This is a genomic window from Anabaena sp. UHCC 0451 (assembly GCF_034931405.1).
Taxonomy (GTDB): domain Bacteria; phylum Cyanobacteriota; class Cyanobacteriia; order Cyanobacteriales; family Nostocaceae; genus RDYJ01.
In genome coordinates, this window is the sequence record NZ_JAYGHA010000016.1 from 28,446 (window position 1) to 47,598 (window position 19,153).

Here is a 19,153-nt window from a genome sequence, read left to right on the forward strand (position 1 = left end):
CTTTGATGAAAAACTTCATGTTTCTTCATCTGCACTTTGCAGCAAAAACACGATTTTATCTACGGTTTTTGTCAATTGACTAATTTCTTGGATTGAATCTTTCTGAGTTTCAGCTAGGCTCTGCACAGCATCACAGAGAGCAAAAATTTGATAACCTTGCTGCTGTACTTGTTTTCCCTGAGACTCGACTTGTAAACTAAGAGCATCTAATCTTTGAGCCAGACGTTCAATAGTCTCGGTAGTAGAAAGTACGGCTTCACCGATTTGCTCAACAATAGATTCTAAGCGATTTATTTTAGCTTCTATTCCAGCGGAAATCATTTCTTGAGCGCCCCAATTTTGAGAAATCATCATAGTAATATGGTTAATATTCATCAAATAATTTCATGATCAGCAATAAACTATGTTAGTTGAAATTTGAAAATCAAACAAAAATACCATCCATAACAATGCTATTTGATTTGTGAACCTCAGAATGATTAAGGATTGGTAAAATTTATAACTAATGGGTATTTTGTAAGAATATTGACGTTCTTGTTAGAAATATTAGGGATTTTGGAAAAATTATACTAAGTGGGTAATTGTGCAGAATTATGTTAAGTTTTCTAACAACAATTACCAACTTAGTAGCCAAACTACCCTTGTGGTATTGTCTTGATTCTAGATTACTGCATTAGCCAAAAATACAATACCAATTGCACAAAAAGTTAACCCAATCCAGTGAATTGTTTTAGTTAATATTTGGTTACTTGCTTTATGGGTGATAATTTTGCCGATTTCTCTAGCGGACAAGACAATTGCTGTTTGAGTTAAGATGACACCAATCAGATATGCAGCTAGAGTAAGCATTTCTGCACCCATGATTGCTTGACTATCAGCATAACCGTGAGATAAACCAGCGATGACACTCAGTATGGCGCAAGCTAACCAGGTGATTGGGGTAGGTAAGACTAAAATTATACCAAATACTACAGTACAGATGGCGATCGCTGCGCTCGCCGTAGGCATCGCTATTTCTGCACCTGGTAAATTTAGTAAACTCAAATGTAGTAATTGTCCACAAAAGGCAGCAATCACAAAAAATATACCTATCCAAGCACCACGTACAAATCTAGCAGAGAGTAAACCAATAGCAACGATACTAATTAATCGATCTAAGCTAATAACTGGATCGGCGATACCCCAAATAAATCCTTCCCAACAGTTAGAAATTGTGTGTTCAATTGGCGCTCCACCTGACGAACTCAGCAGACTTATTAAGATTAAAGCAGCGATCGCTACTATGTAATTGTGCTGCTTGGAGGTGCGGTTCTCCTCAGAATTACCAGATGGTGATAAGACAATTTTGAACATAAAAATTATATCTCAATTTTTTCGTTTCGGTAATTTATATTACTCTAATCCTTAAAAAAATTAATGTTATCACATAGATTTATTAACAGGCTGTGAAAAGTCACAAAATGAGCAATTAAGCTGTTTATTCTTTGGTTATTGCTCAGTAGTAGTCACTGATTAGCTAAAATGGTAGAACAGAGTCAACAATAAGAGTGTAAAGTGTGGGAATAATTCATTTGCTACATAACAAAGCACTTTGAAAATAGACTATCAGTGTCATTTCCTAACACAGACCATTTTGCTAAATGTTAATTTAACCGGAATTAAACCTGAATTAAATTGTATGTCTTCTTCCAATCCCAAATCTGACAAACGCTTTGTTTACCAAGAATTTGGTAACGGTAGCTTACCCGCCTTAGAACGGGCTGTAGAACGCGGAATCCAAGATTTACCCCCAAATCAACAAAATGTGAGAGTACAAGCTACTCGTGCAGGACGCAAAGGTAAAACTGTGACAGTAATTACTGGGTTTCAAACCAAACCAGAAACTTTAGCTGCTTTATTAAAACAGTTAAAAAGCCAATGTGGTACAGGTGGAACTGTCAAAGAGAACGAAATTGAAATTCAAGGAGATCATAAACAGAAGATTTTAGAGATTTTGGTTAAGTTGGGTTACAAAGCCAAAATCAGCGGTGGTTAATAAGTGTGGTTTACCGTATCTTGATGATTTCAGGAATCTTATGGATCGACAGTGATGTTAATTGTAGAGATGTGGAATATTAACAGGAGGCTGAAATGGATTTAGTAAGGATTTTATGCGCGATTTTTCTGCCACCTTTAGGAGTATTTTTGCAGGTAGGTTTTGGGCTAGACTTTTGGATTAATATTGTCTTGACGTTATGCGGCTATCTTCCAGGTATTATCCACGCGGTTTGGATAATTGCGAAGAAGTAATGATTGCAGAGAGATAGGTGGTATTTTCCTATCTCTCTATTTATTTGTCTAACTTAAAGAATCTCACAAATATCCAGAATATGAAAGTAAAGTATCCCATTAATTTTCATAAAGGTCTAACTTTTGCAATCGTTTTGGGACTAATGGTTTTATACCATAATTTTACTCTTGGAGCTTGGGTTTATCTTGCGCTTCATGGTACTTATGGTTTTCTTTGGTTAATAAAAGATAGTATTTTTCCAGATAAGCAATGGGAGCAAGAAATTCCTAGTTTTATGGGAATTATTACCTTTTTACTACTGGGTTTATATTGGGTAGCACCATTTATTCTGATTAGTAGCGGTACTGTTCCACCTTTACCATTAATAGCTGCTGCTATTTCTTTGAATATTGTGGGTGTGTTTTTACATTTTAGCAGTGATGCCCAGAAATACTATACACTCAAGTACAAAACTGGACTAATTACAGAAGGTTTCTTTGCTAGATGTCGTAATACTAATTATTTGGGAGAAGTTTTGATTTATCTGGCATTTGCTATGTTAACTCAGCATTGGCTACCTTTTTTAATTTTGGGGTTATTTATAGCTATGATATTTGTTCCCAATATGCTCAAAAAAGATAAATCTCTATCTCGATATCCTGAGTTTGAGAAATATCAAGAAAATTCTGGTTTGCTGTTTCCTAAATTATGGATATCTAGGAATATTCAAGCAGAAAAAACCATATAATTTCACCTTCACCAAAGAGAGAGTTTTATGAACTACAAAGCAATGACATTGGCGGCTTTTTTGGGTATTTCTACACCTGGGATTATGGATGTGGTAATGACTCAACCTGCACTAGCACAGAGATACAATTATCCAGGGGGAACATTTGCTGATCAGGATTGGAAAGTAAGGTTGTCATTTAATAATAATGTCTATTACTATTATGGTGAAAATCGGCGTAATCCTAATTCTTATATTAGCTTGTCTGGTGCTGTGGCTTCAGGAACTAATGCCCGTCAAGTTTACACTTGGAATAATAATGGTTTGAAATATCAAATTACTTGGCGACCAAGTGACCCAGATTTTATTCGTTTAGAGGTAATTCAACCTAATGGTAAGGTGATTTTGAATCGGGTACTCAAAGCTATGAAAGATGCAGATTTGTAAAATTGGTAGATGGCTATCCTTTGCTGTTGAGATTTGTGGCGGCTTTATTAATAGAAGAATATCCCCAAGACCCAAATTTAAAAAGATTAGAAAGTTTAGGTTTGGGGAACTTGCAGCAGTTGTTAACAGATCCTCAAGTAGTGGATTCGCACCGTGGGCAAGAAATGGGGATAGAGTTGGTATTAGATGCCAGTTTTGAGCGGTTGAGTGATTTACAAAAAAGTTTATTACAAAATATCAGTGTTTATAGTCCTGCGGTTAATAGTGCTGCTGCTGTAGCTGTATGTCCAGGAAATTCAGAAACAGAGATTGAGAAAGAATTAAGAAATCTTGTCAAGCGTTCTTTTTTATCAGAAAAACTGATTGATGATTGCAGATGGTTTGAGTTTCAGCCTGTGGTGTGGGAATATGTGCGATATAAGGCTGGTGATCAGACAGAAGCACATCAAAAAGCTATTAATTATTATCAGTCAATTGCTAAACAATCAGGTTGGCAAACTAAAGATGATATCAAGGAATATTTAGAAATCTTTTATCATTTTTACCAGTTGGAAGATTATGACTCAGCTTTTGATATATTACAATTTTGCAATGAGTTTTTAAGTTTGCAGGGTTATTATACAGACAAATTGGAACTATATGGACAATTAGTTAGTAAATGGAAAGAAATGGGCGATATACACAATCATAATTATCTGGATTCTCTCATTCAATTAGGTAATGCTTGTTTAGTTTTCAGTAAGTATGATCGGGTAATAGAATTATCTCTGGAAGGTTTAGAATTAGCTAGAGAAATAGGCGATGTTTTAATAGAAACTGATTATCTAATAAGTTTAGGATTATATCACAGGAATTTAGGTAATTATGAACTAGCAATTAATTTCTTACAGGAGTGTTGCGAAATAGCAAATCTTCCGGCTAATACTCTAAACAAAAATATTTGTTTAAATAAAAGTATTTGTAAAAACATTTTAGGTAACATACATAACTCTTTAGGTCAAAGACACAACTCTCCGAACTATCACAAAGAGGCAATTCAGTTATTCCAGGAATCTTTGCAAATAAAAAGGGAAATAGGAGGCGATAGATTAGGTGAAGGTAATTGCTTCATGGGTATAGGTACTGCTTATAAATTACTACAAAAGTACCAAATAGCACTTGGATTTTATCAGCAGTCTTTAGAAATATTGGACGATAGTTTAGGTAGGGCTAATTGCTTAAAAAAATTAGGTTGCACACTAGAAAATCTGAATCGAAAATTAGACGCATTAGATGCTTATCGCAATGCCCATGAACTCTATGAGACGATGGGAATTGATGCAGATGTGCAACTTTGCAATAATGCAATTGAGCGTCTTTCTCAACCAAAAATGCCTGTAGTTTCCCGTCGTGGGTTTTGGGGTTGTTTGCATCAGTTGTGGCGTTGGGTACGTGGTTGGTTTCGGCGATAAATAAAATCTGTTAAGTTATAATTAATCTAAACTTGTTTCAACAGGAGGATCATAATGAGCTTAGTCATTTCCGAAGATATTGTCCAAGCCAGTGGATTATCAGAAAAAGAATTAGTTTTAGAATTGATTATCCTCTTATTTCAAAGAAAAAAAATTAGTATTGGTAAAGCATCCCAACTTGCTAAAATGCCTTTACTAGAATTTCAAAATGAATTAGCTATGAGAAACATTAATATTCATTATGATGAAACTGATTTAGAGGTTGATTTAAAAAACTTGGGAATTATCTAAAATTTATGATCATAGTCAGCAATACTTCACCTATTACTAATCTATCAGCTATAGGAAAAATTCAATTATTAGAACAACTTTATGGAGAAATTATCATATCATCAGCCGTTTTTCAAGAATTAACACAATGGGGAGATTCAATACCAGGAGCAAAAGAAGTCAAAACTTATGACTGGATTATTGTAAAACCTGTTAATAATGTTAGTTTAGTACAATCTTTAAAAAACAAATTGGATGAAGGAGAATCTTCGGTAATAGCTTTAGCATTAGAATTAAATGCAGATTGGCTAATTATAGATGAACAATTAGGCAGACAAACAGCAACAGAATATAAATTAAAGATAACAGGTATTTTAGGAATTTTAATTGAGGCCAAACGTCAGAAATTAATTCCATTAGTTAAACCTATTCTTGATGATTTAATCAATACAGCTAAATTTTGGGTTAGTCCATCTCTTTATAATCGTATTTTATCAATTGTTAGAGAATGATAATAGGTAACAGGTCAAAACCAATTACCCATTACCAATTACCAATTACCAATTACCTATTCGCTAAATATTGATACATTTCCCAACGTGCATTTACTTCAGCTTGTGCTTGTTCTAGCAACTGTTTCGCAATTTCCGGTTTACTTTTCGTCAACATCTTAAACCTGTTCTCCTGATACATTGACTTTTCAACCGACTCAGAAGGCGCTTTCATATCCAATTGTAGGGGATTTTTACCCTGTTCTTGCAATGCCGGATTATAGCGATATAACAACCATCTTCCTGCGTCTACTAAAGCCTTTTGCTGTTGTAAACCGGTGGTCATATCAATCCCGTGAGCAATACAATGACTGTAGGCAATAATTAAGGATGGACCATCAAAAGCTTCCGCTTCTAAAAATACTTTCAAAGTATGTTCATCTCGCGCACCTAAAGCCACACTGGCAACATAAACATTACCATAGGTCATGGCCATTAAACCTAAATCTTTTTTGGGTGCTGGTTTTCCACCAGTTGCATATTTCGCAACTGCGGCTTTAGGAGTTGCTTTGGAAGATTGTCCTCCTGTGTTAGAATAAACTTCTGTATCCATGACTAGGATATTGACATTTTTACCACTGGCTAAAACATGATCAATTCCACCAAAGTCAATATCATAAGCCCATCCATCACCACCAACTATCCACACACTTTTCTTCACTAAATAATCAGCGAGGGATTTGAGATTTGCAAACGCAGATAAACGCTGATTAACGCCGATATTTTTTGATTCTATCTGCGTATATCTGTGTGCATCTGCGTTCGTAATTTCTTCTAGTTTTTGTTTGAGAGTTGCAATTCTTTCCCGTTGTTCCCAAATATCAGCTTCGGTTTTTTGGGAATTTGTGAGGATGTCATTAACTAAATTATCGCCAATTTCACTACTTAATTGTGACAATAATTCTGCTGCAAATTCTGCTTGTTTATCTAAAGATAAGCGATAACCAAAACCAAATTCGGCGTTATCTTCAAATAAACTATTGGACCATGCTGGACCTCTTCCTTCTGCGTTCTGACTCCAAGGGGTTGTGGGGAGGTTTCCACCGTAGATGGAAGAACAACCAGTAGCGTTAGCAATGAGTGAGCGATCGCCAAATAATTGTGTTAATAATTTAAGGTAGGGTGTTTCTCCGCATCCAGCACAAGCACCGGAAAATTCAAACAATGGTTCTTGCAGTTGTTGTTGCCGAATTTGATTTAATTTCAACTTTCTGCGGTCAGGATTTGGTAAACTTAAAAAGAAATCCCAGTTTTTCCGTTCTTGTTCTCTGATGGGTAACTGCGGACTCATGTTAATAGCTTTTTTTGTTGGTTCTGCTTTATTTTTTACAGGACAAATATTCACACAAATACTGCAACCTGTACAGTCTTCTGGTGCAACTTGAATAGTAAATTTCTGGGTAGCAAAGTCTTTATCTTTTGCGTTTGTTGACTTAAAAGTTCCAGGTGCATTTGCTAATTTATCCGCTGCATAGACTTTCGCACGAATAGCAGCGTGAGGACAAACCATCACACATTTACCACACTGAACGCAGACATTTTCATCCCAAATCGGAATTTCTTCTGCAACGTTGCGTTTTTCCCATTTTGCAGTTCCACTGGGGAAAGTTCCATCCGCAGGTAAAGCACTTACGGGTAAGTCGTCACCTTCCCATAACATGATTTTACCTAATACATCCTCTACAAATTTCGGTGCATTTGTTTGTAGAGATGTTGCTAATTCCTCTACATCTAACAATTTACCCTTTTCTACTAGAGGAATTTCGATTTGGTGCAGATTTTCTAAGGTGTTGTCTACAGCTTTTAAATTCATGTTGACAACTTCCACACCTTTTTTAGAGTATGTTTTTTCTATCGCTTGTTTAATTTTAGCAATAGCTTTATCCTGTGGTAATACTCCTGATAAAGCAAAGAAACACACTTGCATAATAGTGTTAATTCTGTGTCCCATACCACTATTTTTAGCAACCTGACTCGCATTAATAGCATAAACTTTCAGGTCTTTAGCGAGAATTTGTTTTTTGACTTTTACTGGTAAATGTTCCCAAACTTTTTCCATTTCATAAGGACTATTTAACAGGAAAGTTGCCCCTGGTGCAGCATTTTTCAAAAGGTCAATTTTTTCAATAAACCCCCAATGATGACAACCAATGAAATTAGCTTTGTCGATGAGGTAAGTTGAACGAATTGTACTAGCACCAAAACGCAAATGAGAAACAGTCATTGAACCGGACTTTTTAGAATCATACACAAAATAAGCTTGAGCATTATTTTCTGTACCTTCACCAATAATTTTGATAGAGTTCTTATTTGCACCTACCGTACCATCAGAACCCAAACCATAAAACATAGCACGAACTACATTATCTGGTTCTGTTGAAAAATTAGAGTCAAAATTCAAAGACGTGAAACTGACATCATCATTAATACCAACAGTAAAATGATTTTTGGGTAATGGTTGAGCAAGATTATCAAAAACCGCTGTCACCATTGCTGGGGTAAACTCTTTAGAAGATAAACCATATCTTCCACCAACAATTTTGGGAAAGGTGGTTTTTTTCCATCCTTCATAAATAGCAGTCACTACATCTAAATATAAAGGTTCTCCTGCACTTCCTGCTTCTTTTGTTCTATCCAGAACCGCAATTGATTTAACACTATTAGGTAAAGCTTCTACAAGTCTTCCCACATCAAAAGGTCGAAAAAGCCGCACTTTCAAAACTCCAACTTTTTCACCTCGTTGGTTTAAATAATCAACGGTTTCATGGACAGTTTCACAACCAGAACCCATAAGAATAATTACCCGTTCTGCGTCTGGAACACCATGATATTCATAGAGTTTGTAATATCGTCCTGTTCGTTCTCCAAACTTGTCCATTACTTGTTGAACAATTTCTGCACAAGCATTGTAATAAGGGTTTGCACCTTCACGAGATTGAAAGTAAACATCTGGGTTTTGTGCTGTTCCTCGTAACACTGGTTTATCTGGAGTTAAACAGCGTTGACGATGTGCGGATATTAATTCTAAAGGAATAAGTTCCTGTAAATCTTGATCAGATAATAACTCAACTTTCTGCACTTCATGGGAAGTTCTAAACCCATCGAAAAAGTGCATAAAAGGAACTCTTGCAACTAAAGTTGCAGCATGAGAAATCAAAGCAAAATCATGACTTTCTTGTACAGAAGCAGAACATAATAATGCAAAACCTGTACTTCTTGCAGCCATCACATCGCTATGATCACCGAAAATAGATAAAGCGTGTGTAGCTAAAGAACGTGCAGAAACATGAATCACAAAACTGGTTAATTCTCCCGCAATTTTAAACAAATTGGGAATCATTAATAACAACCCTTGGGAAGCGGTGAAAGTTGTACTTAAAGCACCAGTTTGTAATGCACCATGTACCGCAGCAGCAGCACCACCTTCACTTTGCATTTGGGTAACACTAGGAACTGTTCCCCATAAATTGGGTTTATTTTCTGACATCCAAGCATCAGCCCATTCACCCATATTTGAAGATGGTGTGATAGGATAAATAGCAATAACTTCGTTTAATTTGTAAGCTACACGCGCAACGGCTTCATTACCATCAATTGTGGCAAATAATTTGGTCATGATTTTTCTTCCTGTGTCTTTTGTGGTTGTTTCAACTGTATGCAGAGAACCCAAAAAGATAAGCATTGAAAATGGCTAGAGTCAGGAAGTTGATTTGTGATATCTTTTACATTTTTATGAATATCGAATTATTGCTTATAAAGTATTCTGATTTCTAGCCAATATTTTAGATATTATCATTGGTTGATATATCTATCTATTATATATTAATCATGTACTCAAAAATAATAACCAAACATTTTCCAGTATTTCAGAAGTTTTAATTTTACCAATAGGGTATAGGTTCGGGAAAATCTAAGTTAGGTTTTAACAATTAACGAATCCGAAAAGATTGATTTTGTTTAGGTGCAGAAGACGGACGTTGAGGTATTTGATTTCGTATTAAAAGCAAAGGAATACTGAGTAAACCAAAAATTATAACTACTCCAGTCATAATCAAAACTGGTAAACGTTTAGGTCTATAGTCACCTTGTTCAATTTGCCAAAAAATTTGATTGTATCTCCATGCTGCTAAAGCAATAGTAAGAATACCAAATACCACTAAAAAAATCCCCAAGTTTTCTGAGTTGAACAAGGGGTTTATAGTAGTTTCTTGTTGTGTAAAAGCAGCGTTAATTTGACGTAAAAATATCCCAAATCTAGAAATTGCAAAACCAAAACCAATTAACGCAATAGAAGTACGTAACCAAGCTAAAAAAGTTCGCTCGTTCGCTTGATGTTCTCGGATACGATCAAGATTAGGTAATTTACTCATTCATATCAATTATAGTCTTTCATTATCTATTATAGAACAGTGGTTTAGCTACCATATCAAAATTTGTAATTTACAATTGCATATTATTAATTTTGACTTATGATTAACTAAGGCTGACCGTATTTTTACATAGACTAGCCGCGTTTTCATAGAAAATAACTGGAAATAGGAAAGAATGTAGGATATGACTTATCGAGATCCTGAAATTGAAGCTGAACTACAACGCATGAAGAGAGATTTAAATATCTCTGGAAACAAGAAACATCATAGTAATTATGATTCTAAATCTGACGGTTTAGATGATGTTATCAAAAAGTTAAATCATCTGGTAGGAATGGAAAATGTCAAAAATGACATCAACACTTTCATCAATTTTCTCAAAGTTCAGAAAATGCGACAAGAACAAGGTTTACCTAATATTTCCATCTCATTACATTCCGTGTTTTGTGGTCCTCCGGGAACTGGTAAAACAACGGTTGCGCGTCTGATGGGTGAAATATACAGAGAATTAGGAATACTTTCTCAAGGTCATGTTGTGGAAACTGATCGATCAGGTTTGGTTGCTGGATATGTTGGACAAACAGCATTGAAAGTAGATGAAGTTGTAACATCAGCATTAGATGGAGTGTTATTTATTGATGAAGCTTACGCACTAGCACCAGCAGGTTCAGGTAAAGATTTTGGACAGGAAGCGATAGATACTTTATTAAAGAGAATGGAAGACTATCGAGATAGGTTGGTTGTAATTGTCGCTGGTTATAGTGATGAAATGTCGCGGTTTATTAATGCTAATCCTGGTTTACAGTCGAGATTTAATAGATACTTTTATTTTGATGACTATAAACCAGAAGAACTATTAAATATTTTTGAAGGAATATGTAAGCAACAACATTATAGAATCACCCCAAGAGGTAAAGAAAAATTATTGCAACAGTTTACCAAGTTGTATAATGAAAAAGATAATAGTTTTGGAAATGGTAGACTTGTCAGAAATACCTTTGAGAAAATAATTGAAAGACAAGCTAACAGATTAGTGATACTTTCGGAAGTCAACAAAGAAATGATGATGACTATTACCTGGGAGGATGTTTAATAACTTATCGAAAATATCACCGAATTGTTAAAAAATAGTCGGGGATATTATGCTATACTAAAAAAATATCTATCCTAAAAAACACAAGAGGTGAAAACATGAATAACACATCTATTAAAGAACAAACAACCTATAAACGAATTTCTGCAATTGTGGAAAATCTGATTGCTAATAATAGCGTTTATCAAGAAAGGTTAGGTCAACAACAGATGATTGAAAGAATGTATGAACTGTTTACTCAACCAAATTTAGGAGATGATGTACAAACCATAGCTGATGATGACTTATCACAAAGAATTAATAAAATTTTAGTGGTACACGCAATGGCTGGTTTATTAGATGATTTTACACCTGAAGAAATGACAATATTTGATGAAGCGGTAAAACGGAAATAAGTCAATGGCATATCTACTAGACACCAACATTATTACAGCAATTATCAAGCGTAATCCAAAAATAACTACCAAGTTAGAAATTGCTACTCGTCACCAGCAAAAACTTTTTATTAGTGGGATGACTTACTATGAAATTCAAAGAGGTCTTTTAGCTGTAAACGCTACGAGAAAGTTAATTGATTTCGAGAAGTTATCCCATGAATACACGATATTGCTATTAGATGATATGGCAATATTTCAAAAAGCCTCAGAAATTTATGCTGATTTAAAACAAAGAGGTTTACCAATACAAGATGCAGATATATTTATAGCAGCCACCGCAATAATTCACGATTTAATCTTAGTTTCTCATGATTCCGACTTATCAAGAATCACAGATTTAAAATTAGAAAATTGGTTAAAAGATGAATAATTACTTCCCGACTCCAGACTGGGAATGCAAACCTAGAGGTTCTACCTCTGTGTTCTCTGTGACTCTGTGGTTCGTTTTTTTCTATCAAACAAAAATTTTACTTCCTGACTCCAGACAGGGGAAGTCAACCAAGAGATTCTAGCTCTAAAACAACTTATAAAAAACCCTTGTATTATACCTAAAAATATTATAAACACAGAACAACAAAATAATCAATCCCCAAATCCTTAAATTTCGTTAGTTTATTGATACTATTCTCAATAGTATTCTCAATAAGTTCCTAGTTATTGCGAAAAATGGATCAAGTGAACTTTTTTCCCAAAAAATATATTACTAAAAATTATCATTCAAAATTAATGTAGTTTTTTCCAACATTCCCACCCGAAGAGAAACAACAAACTAAATTCAGCTAAAATGTAAACAGAGTCAGCCTCTCCCATTCAAACATAACCCATGCTGGAGAATCTACAAACCCAAATTTATCAACTTGAACAATTCGCAAACACCCTGGTTGCTAACCAACTCACTCACCTCAGCCTCGTCAGTATTGCCATTATCTTTGCAGCCGGCTTGCTCACCAGTCTGACACCATGTACGCTGTCTATGCTGCCTATTACTATTGGTTATATTGGCGGTTATGAAGCGAAAAGCAGACTTCAAGCTGCTGCACAATCAACTTGGTTTGCTTTAGGATTAGCAACAACATTGGCAGCGTTAGGAATTATAGCAGGGTTGCTGGGAAAAGTATATGGTCAAGTAGGAATTGGTTTACCAATTATTGTTAGTATTATTGCCATTATTATGGGGTTGAATTTATTAGAAGCTTTACCCATACAATTCCCATCTTTAGGTGAAACCAATTGGATTTCTCAAGATTTACCTCCTGGAGTCCGTTCCTATTCCATCGGGTTAACATTTGGTTTAGTTGCTTCCCCTTGTAGCACACCAGTTTTAGCCAGTTTATTAGGTTGGGTTGCTAATACCCAAGATTTACTTTTAGGTGCTGTTTTACTACTTTCTTATACAGCCGGATATGTTGCACCATTAATTTTAGCAGGTACGTTTACTGCGTCAATTAAAAAACTATTAGAATTGCGTCGTTGGTCTGGTTGGATAAACCCGGTTAGCGGTGCATTATTAGTTGGTTTTGGTGTATTTTCTTTACTTTCTCGCATTCATCTTAGTAGTTTCTAAACAATGACTGTAGATAACACAACATCCAAAGACTTAAATTTGTTTTCCATTCCTGTCCGCTTCCTCAAACGGGAAGTTTTACCTGTGCTGACAGATTTAAGATTAGCAATTATCTTGTTATTAATAATTGCCTTATTCAGTGTTAGTGGTACGGTAATTGAACAGGGACAAATCCCTGCTTTTTACCAAGCCAACTATCCTGAACATCCAGCTTTATTTGGTTTCCTCACTTGGAAAGTCATTCAAGTTGTGGGTTTAGATCATGTTTATAGAACTTGGTGGTTTTTGGCTTTATTAGTTTTATTTGGTACGAGTTTAACAGCTTGTACTTTTACTCGTCAATTACCTGCTTTAAAAGCTGCCCAAAAATGGCAATATTACGACGAACCTCGCAAATTTAATAAGTTAGCTTTGAGTGCAGAATTAGATGGTATTACAGTCCAATCACTTACACCACTTTTAGCAAAAAGCCGTTATAAAATTTTTCAGGATCAGGAAAAAAATGATATTCTCTATGCCCGTAAAGGTATAGTCGGACGCATTGGACCTATCATTGTACATATTGGCATTGTCATGATTTTGCTGGGGGGAATATGGGGATCAATGACTGGTTTCATGGCTCAAGAAATGATTGCTAGTGGTAATACATTCCAGGTGAAAAATATTATTGAATCTGGAGCTTGGTCTTCTCAAGATGTGTTGAAAGATTGGTCAGTGCGCGTGAATAGATTTTGGATTGACTACACACCAAAAGGAGGAATTGATCAGTTTTATTCAGATTTATCTGTTTTGGATAATGGTGGGAAAGAAGTAAACCATGAAAAAATTTATGTGAATAAACCTCTGCGTTATCATGGAGTAGTTTTTTATCAAACAGATTGGGGTATTTCTGGTGTTCAGGTGAAATTAAATAATAGTCCAATTTTCCAATTACCAATGGCACTATTAGACACCAAAGGTCAAGGCAGAATTTGGGGAACTTGGGTTCCCACTAAACCAGATTTAAGTGAAGGAGTTTCGCTATTAGCAAAAGATTTACAAGGCATGGTATTAATTTATGATGCTCAAGGCAAATTAATTAATACTGTGCGTTCAGGAATGTCTATTCCTGTAAATGGGATCAATTTGAAAATTGTCGATGTTGTGGGTAGCACAGGGTTACAAATTAAATATGATCCCGGTATTCCCATTGTTTATATAGGTTTTGGTTTGTTGATGTTAGGTGTGGTGATGAGTTATTTTTCCCATTCCCAAATTTGGGCTTTACAAATAGGAGAAAAACTTTATCTTGGTGGTAAAACTAACCGCGCTCAGGTTACTTTTGAAAGAGAAGTTTTAGAAATTTTAGATCAACTTAATGACACAGAAAAAAAATAATTTTTCCTTAAAAATGAGGTTGAAAATTAGGCACTGCCTCATAAAAAAAATGGGATTACAATTATGCTCCTTTCTTCTCCGGTTTTTTAATTTTTTCTTTATGATCTTTCGACAATCAAGACAGTGGTGATAAACCCATCACCTGACGATAATGAGGCTCAATTTGTGCAACAGTTAGCGATTTTACTTTTGTTTCCCATTGACTGCGGTTAAATAATTCTTTTCGTAATTCATCAACATTAATAGTTGTAATTTTGCCATCAGCAATAATTTGTTTGCCATTTACCCAAGCACTATTAACAACATTTACAGGACGACCTAAAACTAATAAACCAATGGGATCTGTACGAGGAAGTAAAGATAAATTAGTTAAATCATAAAGCACTAAATCCGCCTTTTTACCCACAGTTAAAGAACCCAATTGTTCATCTATATTCAATCCTTTTGCACCTCCTAAAGATGCCATTCCCACAGCTTGACGGGGTGTAATCCAGGATTGGTAATCAAAATCAGTCATATTATGTAAAATAGAACCAATTTTGATGGCTTCTAATAAATCTTGAGAATCATTACTAGAAGCACCATCACAACCAAAAGTTACATTTACTCCCGCTTGACGATATTTTAAAATTGGGGCAATACCACTACCTAAACGAAGATTACTTAACGGGTTATGGACAACTGTAGATTTCGTTTCAGCCAGAATCTGAATATCAACATCAGTTAACCAAACGCAATGGGCTAAACTTGTGTTTTTACTCAAAAAACCAATCCTATTTAAATGTTCAACTCCACTACAACCATATTTTTCTGCTGCTAATTTTTCCTGAGCTTTAGTTTCCAATAAATGAGAATGACGACAAAGATTGTAACGCTCGCTCAACTCAATACAACCCGTAAATAAAGCATCTGTACACAACTGGATTCCTGTTGGTGCAACTAAAATATTTATCCCTGCCTCTGGACGATGAAACTTAATTACAGCTTCTTCAATAATTGCTAAAGTTTCCGCAGTTGAACGAAAATAAGATTCATGATTTGGTAATAATTTACCTTCTGGCATCCCAGCAGTCAAAGATTCATCTTGAATTAAAGGGGCAATAAAAGCCCTAATTCCTATTTCTTGATAAGCGCGAACTGCGGTAGAAATAGTTTCTAATTCTTGACCCGGAATTAACACCAAATGATCTACTACACTCGTTCCCCCAGAAAGTAAAGTTTCCACCGCCGTACCCAAGGCGCTGAGATAAACCTGTTCTGTATCCAGAGGAGCGAAATCATACAAATGGGCTAACCACAATTCTAAAGGTAAAGGTGGAATTATTCCCCGTTGCCACTTTTCCGAAGAATGGGTGTGGGCGTTAAAAAAACCAGGTAACAGCAGTTTATTTTCACCGTTAATTGCTGTACCAATCACATCTAAATTCTCACCAATAGTGGTGATAATACCATTAACAACCTGAACATCTAAAGTTGTATAACCGTCTGGAACAGCAAGTAAAGCTTTCTGAATAGTAAAGTTCATGATTTTAACCTTGATTAAGTAATTGCACAATTAAGATCATTTCAAGTTACAAATTAGGCAATGATATTTGGTGTTAGCATTTATGAACTTACCATTACGAACACTAGGATTTTACCCCAATACTTGGGGAGTAAATCAAACCTTTGCAGATATTACCCGTCTTCAGAAAACCCCACAACCCGTTATCTTATCCACAGAAACCAAAACCTTGCGCCTAGATTTGGCAAAAACCGCCATTATCGTCATTGATATGCAAAACGACTTTTGTCATCCTGATGGTTGGTTATCGCATATCGGTGTAGATGTCAACCCTGCACGTCAACCCATTGCACCTTTACAAAAATTATTACCACAACTGCGGGCTGCGGATGTGTCGATAATTTGGCTAAATTGGGGAAATCGTCCTGACTTACTCAATATTAGTGCAGGTTTGCTTCATGTTTATAATCCCACAGGTGAAGGTGTAGGATTAGGTGATGCCCTACCTAGCAACGGTGCAAAAGTTCTCATGAAGGATAGTTGGGCAGCTGCGGTAGTAGATGAACTACCACAACTTCCGACAGATATACGTGTTGATAAATATCGCATGAGTGGGTTTTGGGATACACCCTTAGATAGTATTCTTAAAAACCTGGGAATAACGACAATATTATTTACAGGTGTTAACGCTGATCAATGTGTTTTCACAACTTTATGTGATGCTAACTTTTTAGGATATGACTGTATTTTAGTACAAGATTGTACAGCCACAACTTCACCTGAATATTGTTGGCAAGCAACTTTGTACAACGTTAAACAATGCTTTGGTTTTGTCACAGATTCCTCGGCAATTGTAACAGCATTAAATAATTAATTTAGGAGTCAAGAATTTTTTAATTTCTACCCAATCCCCAATTCCCAATCCCTAATCCCTAAATATATGGTTACTACTCGTTGTGTAATTCCAGTTATCAAATCTCCCCAAGATTATCAAGTATACCGTATTAGTCCCCATGACACTAATCGGTTAGCAATTATCTTTGATTCAACCTCTGCTAATACTTCCTTAACTTGTTGTGTAGAAATATTTGATATCGGTGGACAAACTCCACCAAATCGCCATCAATGGGCAGTAGAAATGTTTTTTATTCTCAAAGGAGAAGGAGTTGCAATTTGTGATGGTAAAAAAGTAAACATCAGAACTGGAGATAGTTTATTAGTGCCACCAACAGGCACACATTTGATTAGAAATACAGGTAATTCTCGTCTTTACGCACTCACAATTATGGTTCCAAATGAAGACTTTTCTGAACTAATTCGGAGTGGAACACCCGTAGAATTAGATGCCGAAGATATGACAATTTTAGGAAGATTAGATTCCTTGAAAATCATGTAAAAATAGCTTTAAGAACCCTCACTAAATCTCTCCAAATAACACAGATAAGTTATATTTTCTTCTTTTCTCTGCGTTCTCTGCGCCTCTGCGGTATGCCTTACGGCACGCTACGCGAACGTTTTTCATTAAATAAACCGTATGACGAAGTAAAAGAGGTAGTGAAAAAAAATAGCCCCCCTTAAAAAGGGGGTTGGGAGGATCTAAATCAATTGATCAAAAAGCTGTTGCCAATCAATTACAGATGGACTTATACCTTGATTAACCAACTCAAAAACCTGATTATTACAACTTGGATAAAACAAACTTTCCACACAAGCAGCAGCCACATCAATGCGACTAGCATCACCTGAAAGAGTATCACCTTTGCCTAATACTACATTTAACTTACCTTCTGTTGTTGCCTTGAGTATAGTGTTAAGATCATAAGAAGTAAATGGTCCATCAATCAAGCGTCCAGGGCGAATAATTGTGTAAGGAATTCCTGAATTAATAATTGCTTCTTCTCCCTGCTGTTTAGCATCTAGCACACCAAAACGGTTGAGAATACTAAAAGGAAATTGATTTTTTCTGAGAATACCGCAGGAAGAAACAAAAACGAATCTGTTTAAATTTTTAGGTGCTGTTGCAACCAGGTTTTTAATAGCTTGGGAATCAACTTTAAAAGGTGTATTTTTAGCTTTATTTTCAATTGATTGAGGGTCAAATAAAGCCAGTCCCAATTCAATTATATTCAGAGGTGGATCAAATTCCCATCTAGCAGAAGGAAAAGCCGTAGTTCCTGTACAGCATATAATAGAGATGATATTTGACATTGCTGCGGGGAGGGTATTTGGTTCGCGGATGTCACCAACAACAATTTCTACCTTGTGGTTAAACATTTTTTCAGCTTTTGCTGCATCTCGTGTCAGGATGCGAACTGACAAACCCTTTTTTAAAAGTTTGCTAACTACAAGCTGTCCCACACCACCAGTTGCACCAACCACGAGGACAAAATCTGCACTGGAATTTTCTATGTTAGTCATAATTTTTCAATATGAGTAATTTCATAAATCAAATAACAATCCTATATAATTTTATATGAATTTAAACATCCATCACAATTTGAGTTTTACCTTTATGTCCATGAATTAATTCAATTTGTTCCCATCCTCCAATATACCAAGCAGTTGAAGCCGCATCAGTCAACCATTGCATCACAGCAAGACCACCAAAACTTTGAAAATAACATCCTTCTGCAACTATGCCAGTTCCACTAATACCTGTGACATCTTTGTTTCTAACTAACTTAAAAGTGTTGAGATAATATCCATGTAGTGAATGATTACCAAATATTAATTGTCTACCCCTTTTTTCTTGCAACTGTTGAAAAGATTTTAAAGACGGAAAAATAGCATGACTAGAATTTGGCAAACATCTCACAATTGCTAATTGTCCATCTGGCAAAATCAAGCCTCCAGCTATGATCTGCTGTGATGGGTGTTTTTCAGGTTCAATTAACCAAAATGTTGGAGATTTGGGTTCTATAACTGACACTCTTTTATTGCCAATATGGCTTTTTAACTTGGTTAGTTTTGACTAATATGGTTAGGTAATATCTGGAAAGCTTTGCTTGAATTACCAGATAATTATCCTTTAATTTGGCATTAATTGACATTAATTAGGACAAACGATCAAACTTCGTTAAATATTATACGGAA

The 19,153-nt window shown here is 35.5% G+C and carries 21 protein-coding genes; 14 read left to right on the forward strand and 7 right to left on the reverse strand.

The features are described from left to right. Nucleotides 1–15: 15 nt before the first annotated feature. Both VB694_RS12785 and VB694_RS12790 read right to left on the reverse strand, forming a co-directional pair. On the reverse strand, nt 16–375 hold the full coding sequence (locus tag VB694_RS12785) for a hypothetical protein (RefSeq protein ID WP_323360699.1): 360 nt from the start codon (nt 373–375) through the stop codon (nt 16–18). Between the two features lie 285 nt (nt 376–660). After that, nucleotides 661–1,353 carry a HupE/UreJ family protein gene (locus VB694_RS12790; RefSeq protein WP_323360700.1) on the reverse strand — a complete coding sequence of 231 codons (693 nt, stop codon included), beginning with the start codon at nt 1,351–1,353 and terminating at the stop codon, nt 661–663. A gap of 325 nt (nt 1,354–1,678) precedes the next feature. Here VB694_RS12790 and VB694_RS12795 point away from each other — a divergent pair, with 325 nt between their 5' ends. From VB694_RS12795 to VB694_RS12825, 7 genes are all read left to right on the forward strand, one after another. Further along, the gene (locus VB694_RS12795) at nt 1,679–2,035 is read left to right on the forward strand and encodes a translation initiation factor (protein WP_323360701.1); all 357 of its coding nucleotides are present in this window, start codon (nt 1,679–1,681) and stop codon (nt 2,033–2,035) included. A 95-nt stretch (nt 2,036–2,130) separates the two neighbouring features. After that, nucleotides 2,131–2,289 carry a YqaE/Pmp3 family membrane protein gene (locus VB694_RS12800; protein WP_323360702.1) on the forward strand — a complete coding sequence of 53 codons (159 nt, stop codon included), beginning with the start codon at nt 2,131–2,133 and terminating at the stop codon, nt 2,287–2,289. Between the two features lie 80 nt (nt 2,290–2,369). After that, nucleotides 2,370–3,017, forward strand: coding sequence for a methyltransferase family protein (locus VB694_RS12805; protein ID WP_323360703.1), 648 nt, complete (start codon nt 2,370–2,372; stop codon nt 3,015–3,017). A 27-nt stretch (nt 3,018–3,044) separates the two neighbouring features. Beyond that, nucleotides 3,045–3,443 carry a hypothetical protein gene (locus VB694_RS12810; protein ID WP_323360704.1) on the forward strand — a complete coding sequence of 133 codons (399 nt, stop codon included), beginning with the start codon at nt 3,045–3,047 and terminating at the stop codon, nt 3,441–3,443. A 2-nt stretch (nt 3,444–3,445) separates the two neighbouring features. Next, complete coding sequence (locus VB694_RS12815) at nt 3,446–4,894, forward strand: tetratricopeptide repeat protein (RefSeq protein ID WP_323360705.1); 1,449 nt, start codon at nt 3,446–3,448, stop codon at nt 4,892–4,894. A gap of 54 nt (nt 4,895–4,948) precedes the next feature. Continuing rightward, on the forward strand, nt 4,949–5,185 hold the full coding sequence (locus VB694_RS12820; protein WP_323360706.1) for a UPF0175 family protein: 237 nt from the start codon (nt 4,949–4,951) through the stop codon (nt 5,183–5,185). Nucleotides 5,186–5,190: 5 nt separating this feature from the next. Beyond that, nucleotides 5,191–5,676, forward strand: coding sequence for a DUF3368 domain-containing protein (locus VB694_RS12825; RefSeq protein ID WP_323360707.1), 486 nt, complete (start codon nt 5,191–5,193; stop codon nt 5,674–5,676). 52 nt (nt 5,677–5,728) lie between these two features. Here VB694_RS12825 and nifJ read toward each other — a convergent pair whose 3' ends face one another. Then, nucleotides 5,729–9,331, reverse strand: a complete 3,603-nt coding sequence (gene nifJ / locus VB694_RS12830; RefSeq protein ID WP_323360708.1) for a pyruvate:ferredoxin (flavodoxin) oxidoreductase — start codon at nt 9,329–9,331, stop codon at nt 5,729–5,731. 313 nt (nt 9,332–9,644) lie between these two features. Further along, the gene (locus VB694_RS12835) at nt 9,645–10,085 is read right to left on the reverse strand and encodes a YidH family protein (protein ID WP_323360709.1); all 441 of its coding nucleotides are present in this window, start codon (nt 10,083–10,085) and stop codon (nt 9,645–9,647) included. Nucleotides 10,086–10,269: 184 nt separating this feature from the next. Between VB694_RS12835 and VB694_RS12840 the strand changes: the two genes are divergently transcribed. The 5 genes from VB694_RS12840 to VB694_RS12860 all read left to right on the forward strand — a co-directional run bounded on the left by VB694_RS12840 (nt 10,270) and on the right by VB694_RS12860 (nt 14,556). Then, on the forward strand, nt 10,270–11,178 hold the full coding sequence (locus VB694_RS12840; protein WP_323360710.1) for an AAA family ATPase: 909 nt from the start codon (nt 10,270–10,272) through the stop codon (nt 11,176–11,178). Nucleotides 11,179–11,276: 98 nt separating this feature from the next. Further along, on the forward strand, nt 11,277–11,573 hold the full coding sequence (locus VB694_RS12845; protein ID WP_323360711.1) for a hypothetical protein: 297 nt from the start codon (nt 11,277–11,279) through the stop codon (nt 11,571–11,573). A 4-nt stretch (nt 11,574–11,577) separates the two neighbouring features. Then, nucleotides 11,578–11,985: a type II toxin-antitoxin system VapC family toxin gene (locus tag VB694_RS12850; RefSeq protein ID WP_323360712.1), complete on the forward strand. Its 408-nt coding sequence runs from the start codon at nt 11,578–11,580 to the stop codon at nt 11,983–11,985. 453 nt (nt 11,986–12,438) lie between these two features. Further along, nucleotides 12,439–13,179, forward strand: a complete 741-nt coding sequence (locus tag VB694_RS12855; protein ID WP_323360713.1) for a cytochrome c biogenesis protein CcdA — start codon at nt 12,439–12,441, stop codon at nt 13,177–13,179. Nucleotides 13,180–13,182: 3 nt separating this feature from the next. Further along, nucleotides 13,183–14,556, forward strand: coding sequence for a cytochrome c biogenesis protein (locus VB694_RS12860; protein ID WP_323360714.1), 1,374 nt, complete (start codon nt 13,183–13,185; stop codon nt 14,554–14,556). Between the two features lie 115 nt (nt 14,557–14,671). Here the strand turns inward: VB694_RS12860 and VB694_RS12865 are convergent, their stop codons facing one another. Beyond that, the gene (locus VB694_RS12865; protein ID WP_323360715.1) at nt 14,672–16,081 is read right to left on the reverse strand and encodes an amidohydrolase; all 1,410 of its coding nucleotides are present in this window, start codon (nt 16,079–16,081) and stop codon (nt 14,672–14,674) included. Nucleotides 16,082–16,163: 82 nt separating this feature from the next. Here VB694_RS12865 and VB694_RS12870 point away from each other — a divergent pair, with 82 nt between their 5' ends. Next, the gene (locus VB694_RS12870; RefSeq protein ID WP_323360716.1) at nt 16,164–16,934 is read left to right on the forward strand and encodes a cysteine hydrolase; all 771 of its coding nucleotides are present in this window, start codon (nt 16,164–16,166) and stop codon (nt 16,932–16,934) included. Nucleotides 16,935–17,000: 66 nt separating this feature from the next. After that, entirely contained in the window at nt 17,001–17,456 is a 456-nt protein-coding gene (locus tag VB694_RS12875; RefSeq protein ID WP_323360717.1) for a cupin domain-containing protein, read from the forward strand. A gap of 200 nt (nt 17,457–17,656) precedes the next feature. On the opposite strand, the gene VB694_RS12880 is transcribed toward VB694_RS12875, so the two are convergent. Continuing rightward, the gene (locus VB694_RS12880; protein WP_323360718.1) at nt 17,657–18,478 is read right to left on the reverse strand and encodes an SDR family oxidoreductase; all 822 of its coding nucleotides are present in this window, start codon (nt 18,476–18,478) and stop codon (nt 17,657–17,659) included. Nucleotides 18,479–18,539: 61 nt separating this feature from the next. Next, on the reverse strand, nt 18,540–18,989 hold the full coding sequence (locus VB694_RS12885; protein ID WP_323360719.1) for a hypothetical protein: 450 nt from the start codon (nt 18,987–18,989) through the stop codon (nt 18,540–18,542). Nucleotides 18,990–19,153: the final 164 nt, after the last annotated feature.

Excerpts from the sequence above, each read along its gene's own strand:
- VB694_RS12840 (WP_323360710.1), top strand. The coding sequence starts at position 10,270 with ATGACTTATCGAGATCCTGAAATTGAAGCTGAACTACAACGCATGAAG.
- VB694_RS12790 (WP_323360700.1), bottom strand. The coding sequence starts at position 1,353 with ATGTTCAAAATTGTCTTATCACCATCTGGTAATTCTGAGGAGAACCGC.
- VB694_RS12835 (WP_323360709.1), bottom strand. The coding sequence starts at position 10,085 with ATGAGTAAATTACCTAATCTTGATCGTATCCGAGAACATCAAGCGAAC.
- VB694_RS12825 (WP_323360707.1), top strand. The coding sequence starts at position 5,191 with ATGATCATAGTCAGCAATACTTCACCTATTACTAATCTATCAGCTATA.
- VB694_RS12855 (WP_323360713.1), top strand. The coding sequence starts at position 12,439 with ATGCTGGAGAATCTACAAACCCAAATTTATCAACTTGAACAATTCGCA.
- nifJ (WP_323360708.1), bottom strand. The coding sequence starts at position 9,331 with ATGACCAAATTATTTGCCACAATTGATGGTAATGAAGCCGTTGCGCGT.
- VB694_RS12880 (WP_323360718.1), bottom strand. The coding sequence starts at position 18,478 with ATGACTAACATAGAAAATTCCAGTGCAGATTTTGTCCTCGTGGTTGGT.
- VB694_RS12820 (WP_323360706.1), top strand. The coding sequence starts at position 4,949 with ATGAGCTTAGTCATTTCCGAAGATATTGTCCAAGCCAGTGGATTATCA.
- VB694_RS12845 (WP_323360711.1), top strand. The coding sequence starts at position 11,277 with ATGAATAACACATCTATTAAAGAACAAACAACCTATAAACGAATTTCT.
- VB694_RS12810 (WP_323360704.1), top strand. The coding sequence starts at position 3,045 with ATGAACTACAAAGCAATGACATTGGCGGCTTTTTTGGGTATTTCTACA.
- VB694_RS12795 (WP_323360701.1), top strand. The coding sequence starts at position 1,679 with ATGTCTTCTTCCAATCCCAAATCTGACAAACGCTTTGTTTACCAAGAA.
- VB694_RS12875 (WP_323360717.1), top strand. The coding sequence starts at position 17,001 with ATGGTTACTACTCGTTGTGTAATTCCAGTTATCAAATCTCCCCAAGAT.
- VB694_RS12785 (WP_323360699.1), bottom strand. The coding sequence starts at position 375 with ATGAATATTAACCATATTACTATGATGATTTCTCAAAATTGGGGCGCT.
- VB694_RS12805 (WP_323360703.1), top strand. The coding sequence starts at position 2,370 with ATGAAAGTAAAGTATCCCATTAATTTTCATAAAGGTCTAACTTTTGCA.
- VB694_RS12870 (WP_323360716.1), top strand. The coding sequence starts at position 16,164 with ATGAACTTACCATTACGAACACTAGGATTTTACCCCAATACTTGGGGA.
- VB694_RS12800 (WP_323360702.1), top strand. The coding sequence starts at position 2,131 with ATGGATTTAGTAAGGATTTTATGCGCGATTTTTCTGCCACCTTTAGGA.
- VB694_RS12860 (WP_323360714.1), top strand. The coding sequence starts at position 13,183 with ATGACTGTAGATAACACAACATCCAAAGACTTAAATTTGTTTTCCATT.
- VB694_RS12850 (WP_323360712.1), top strand. The coding sequence starts at position 11,578 with ATGGCATATCTACTAGACACCAACATTATTACAGCAATTATCAAGCGT.
- VB694_RS12865 (WP_323360715.1), bottom strand. The coding sequence starts at position 16,081 with ATGAACTTTACTATTCAGAAAGCTTTACTTGCTGTTCCAGACGGTTAT.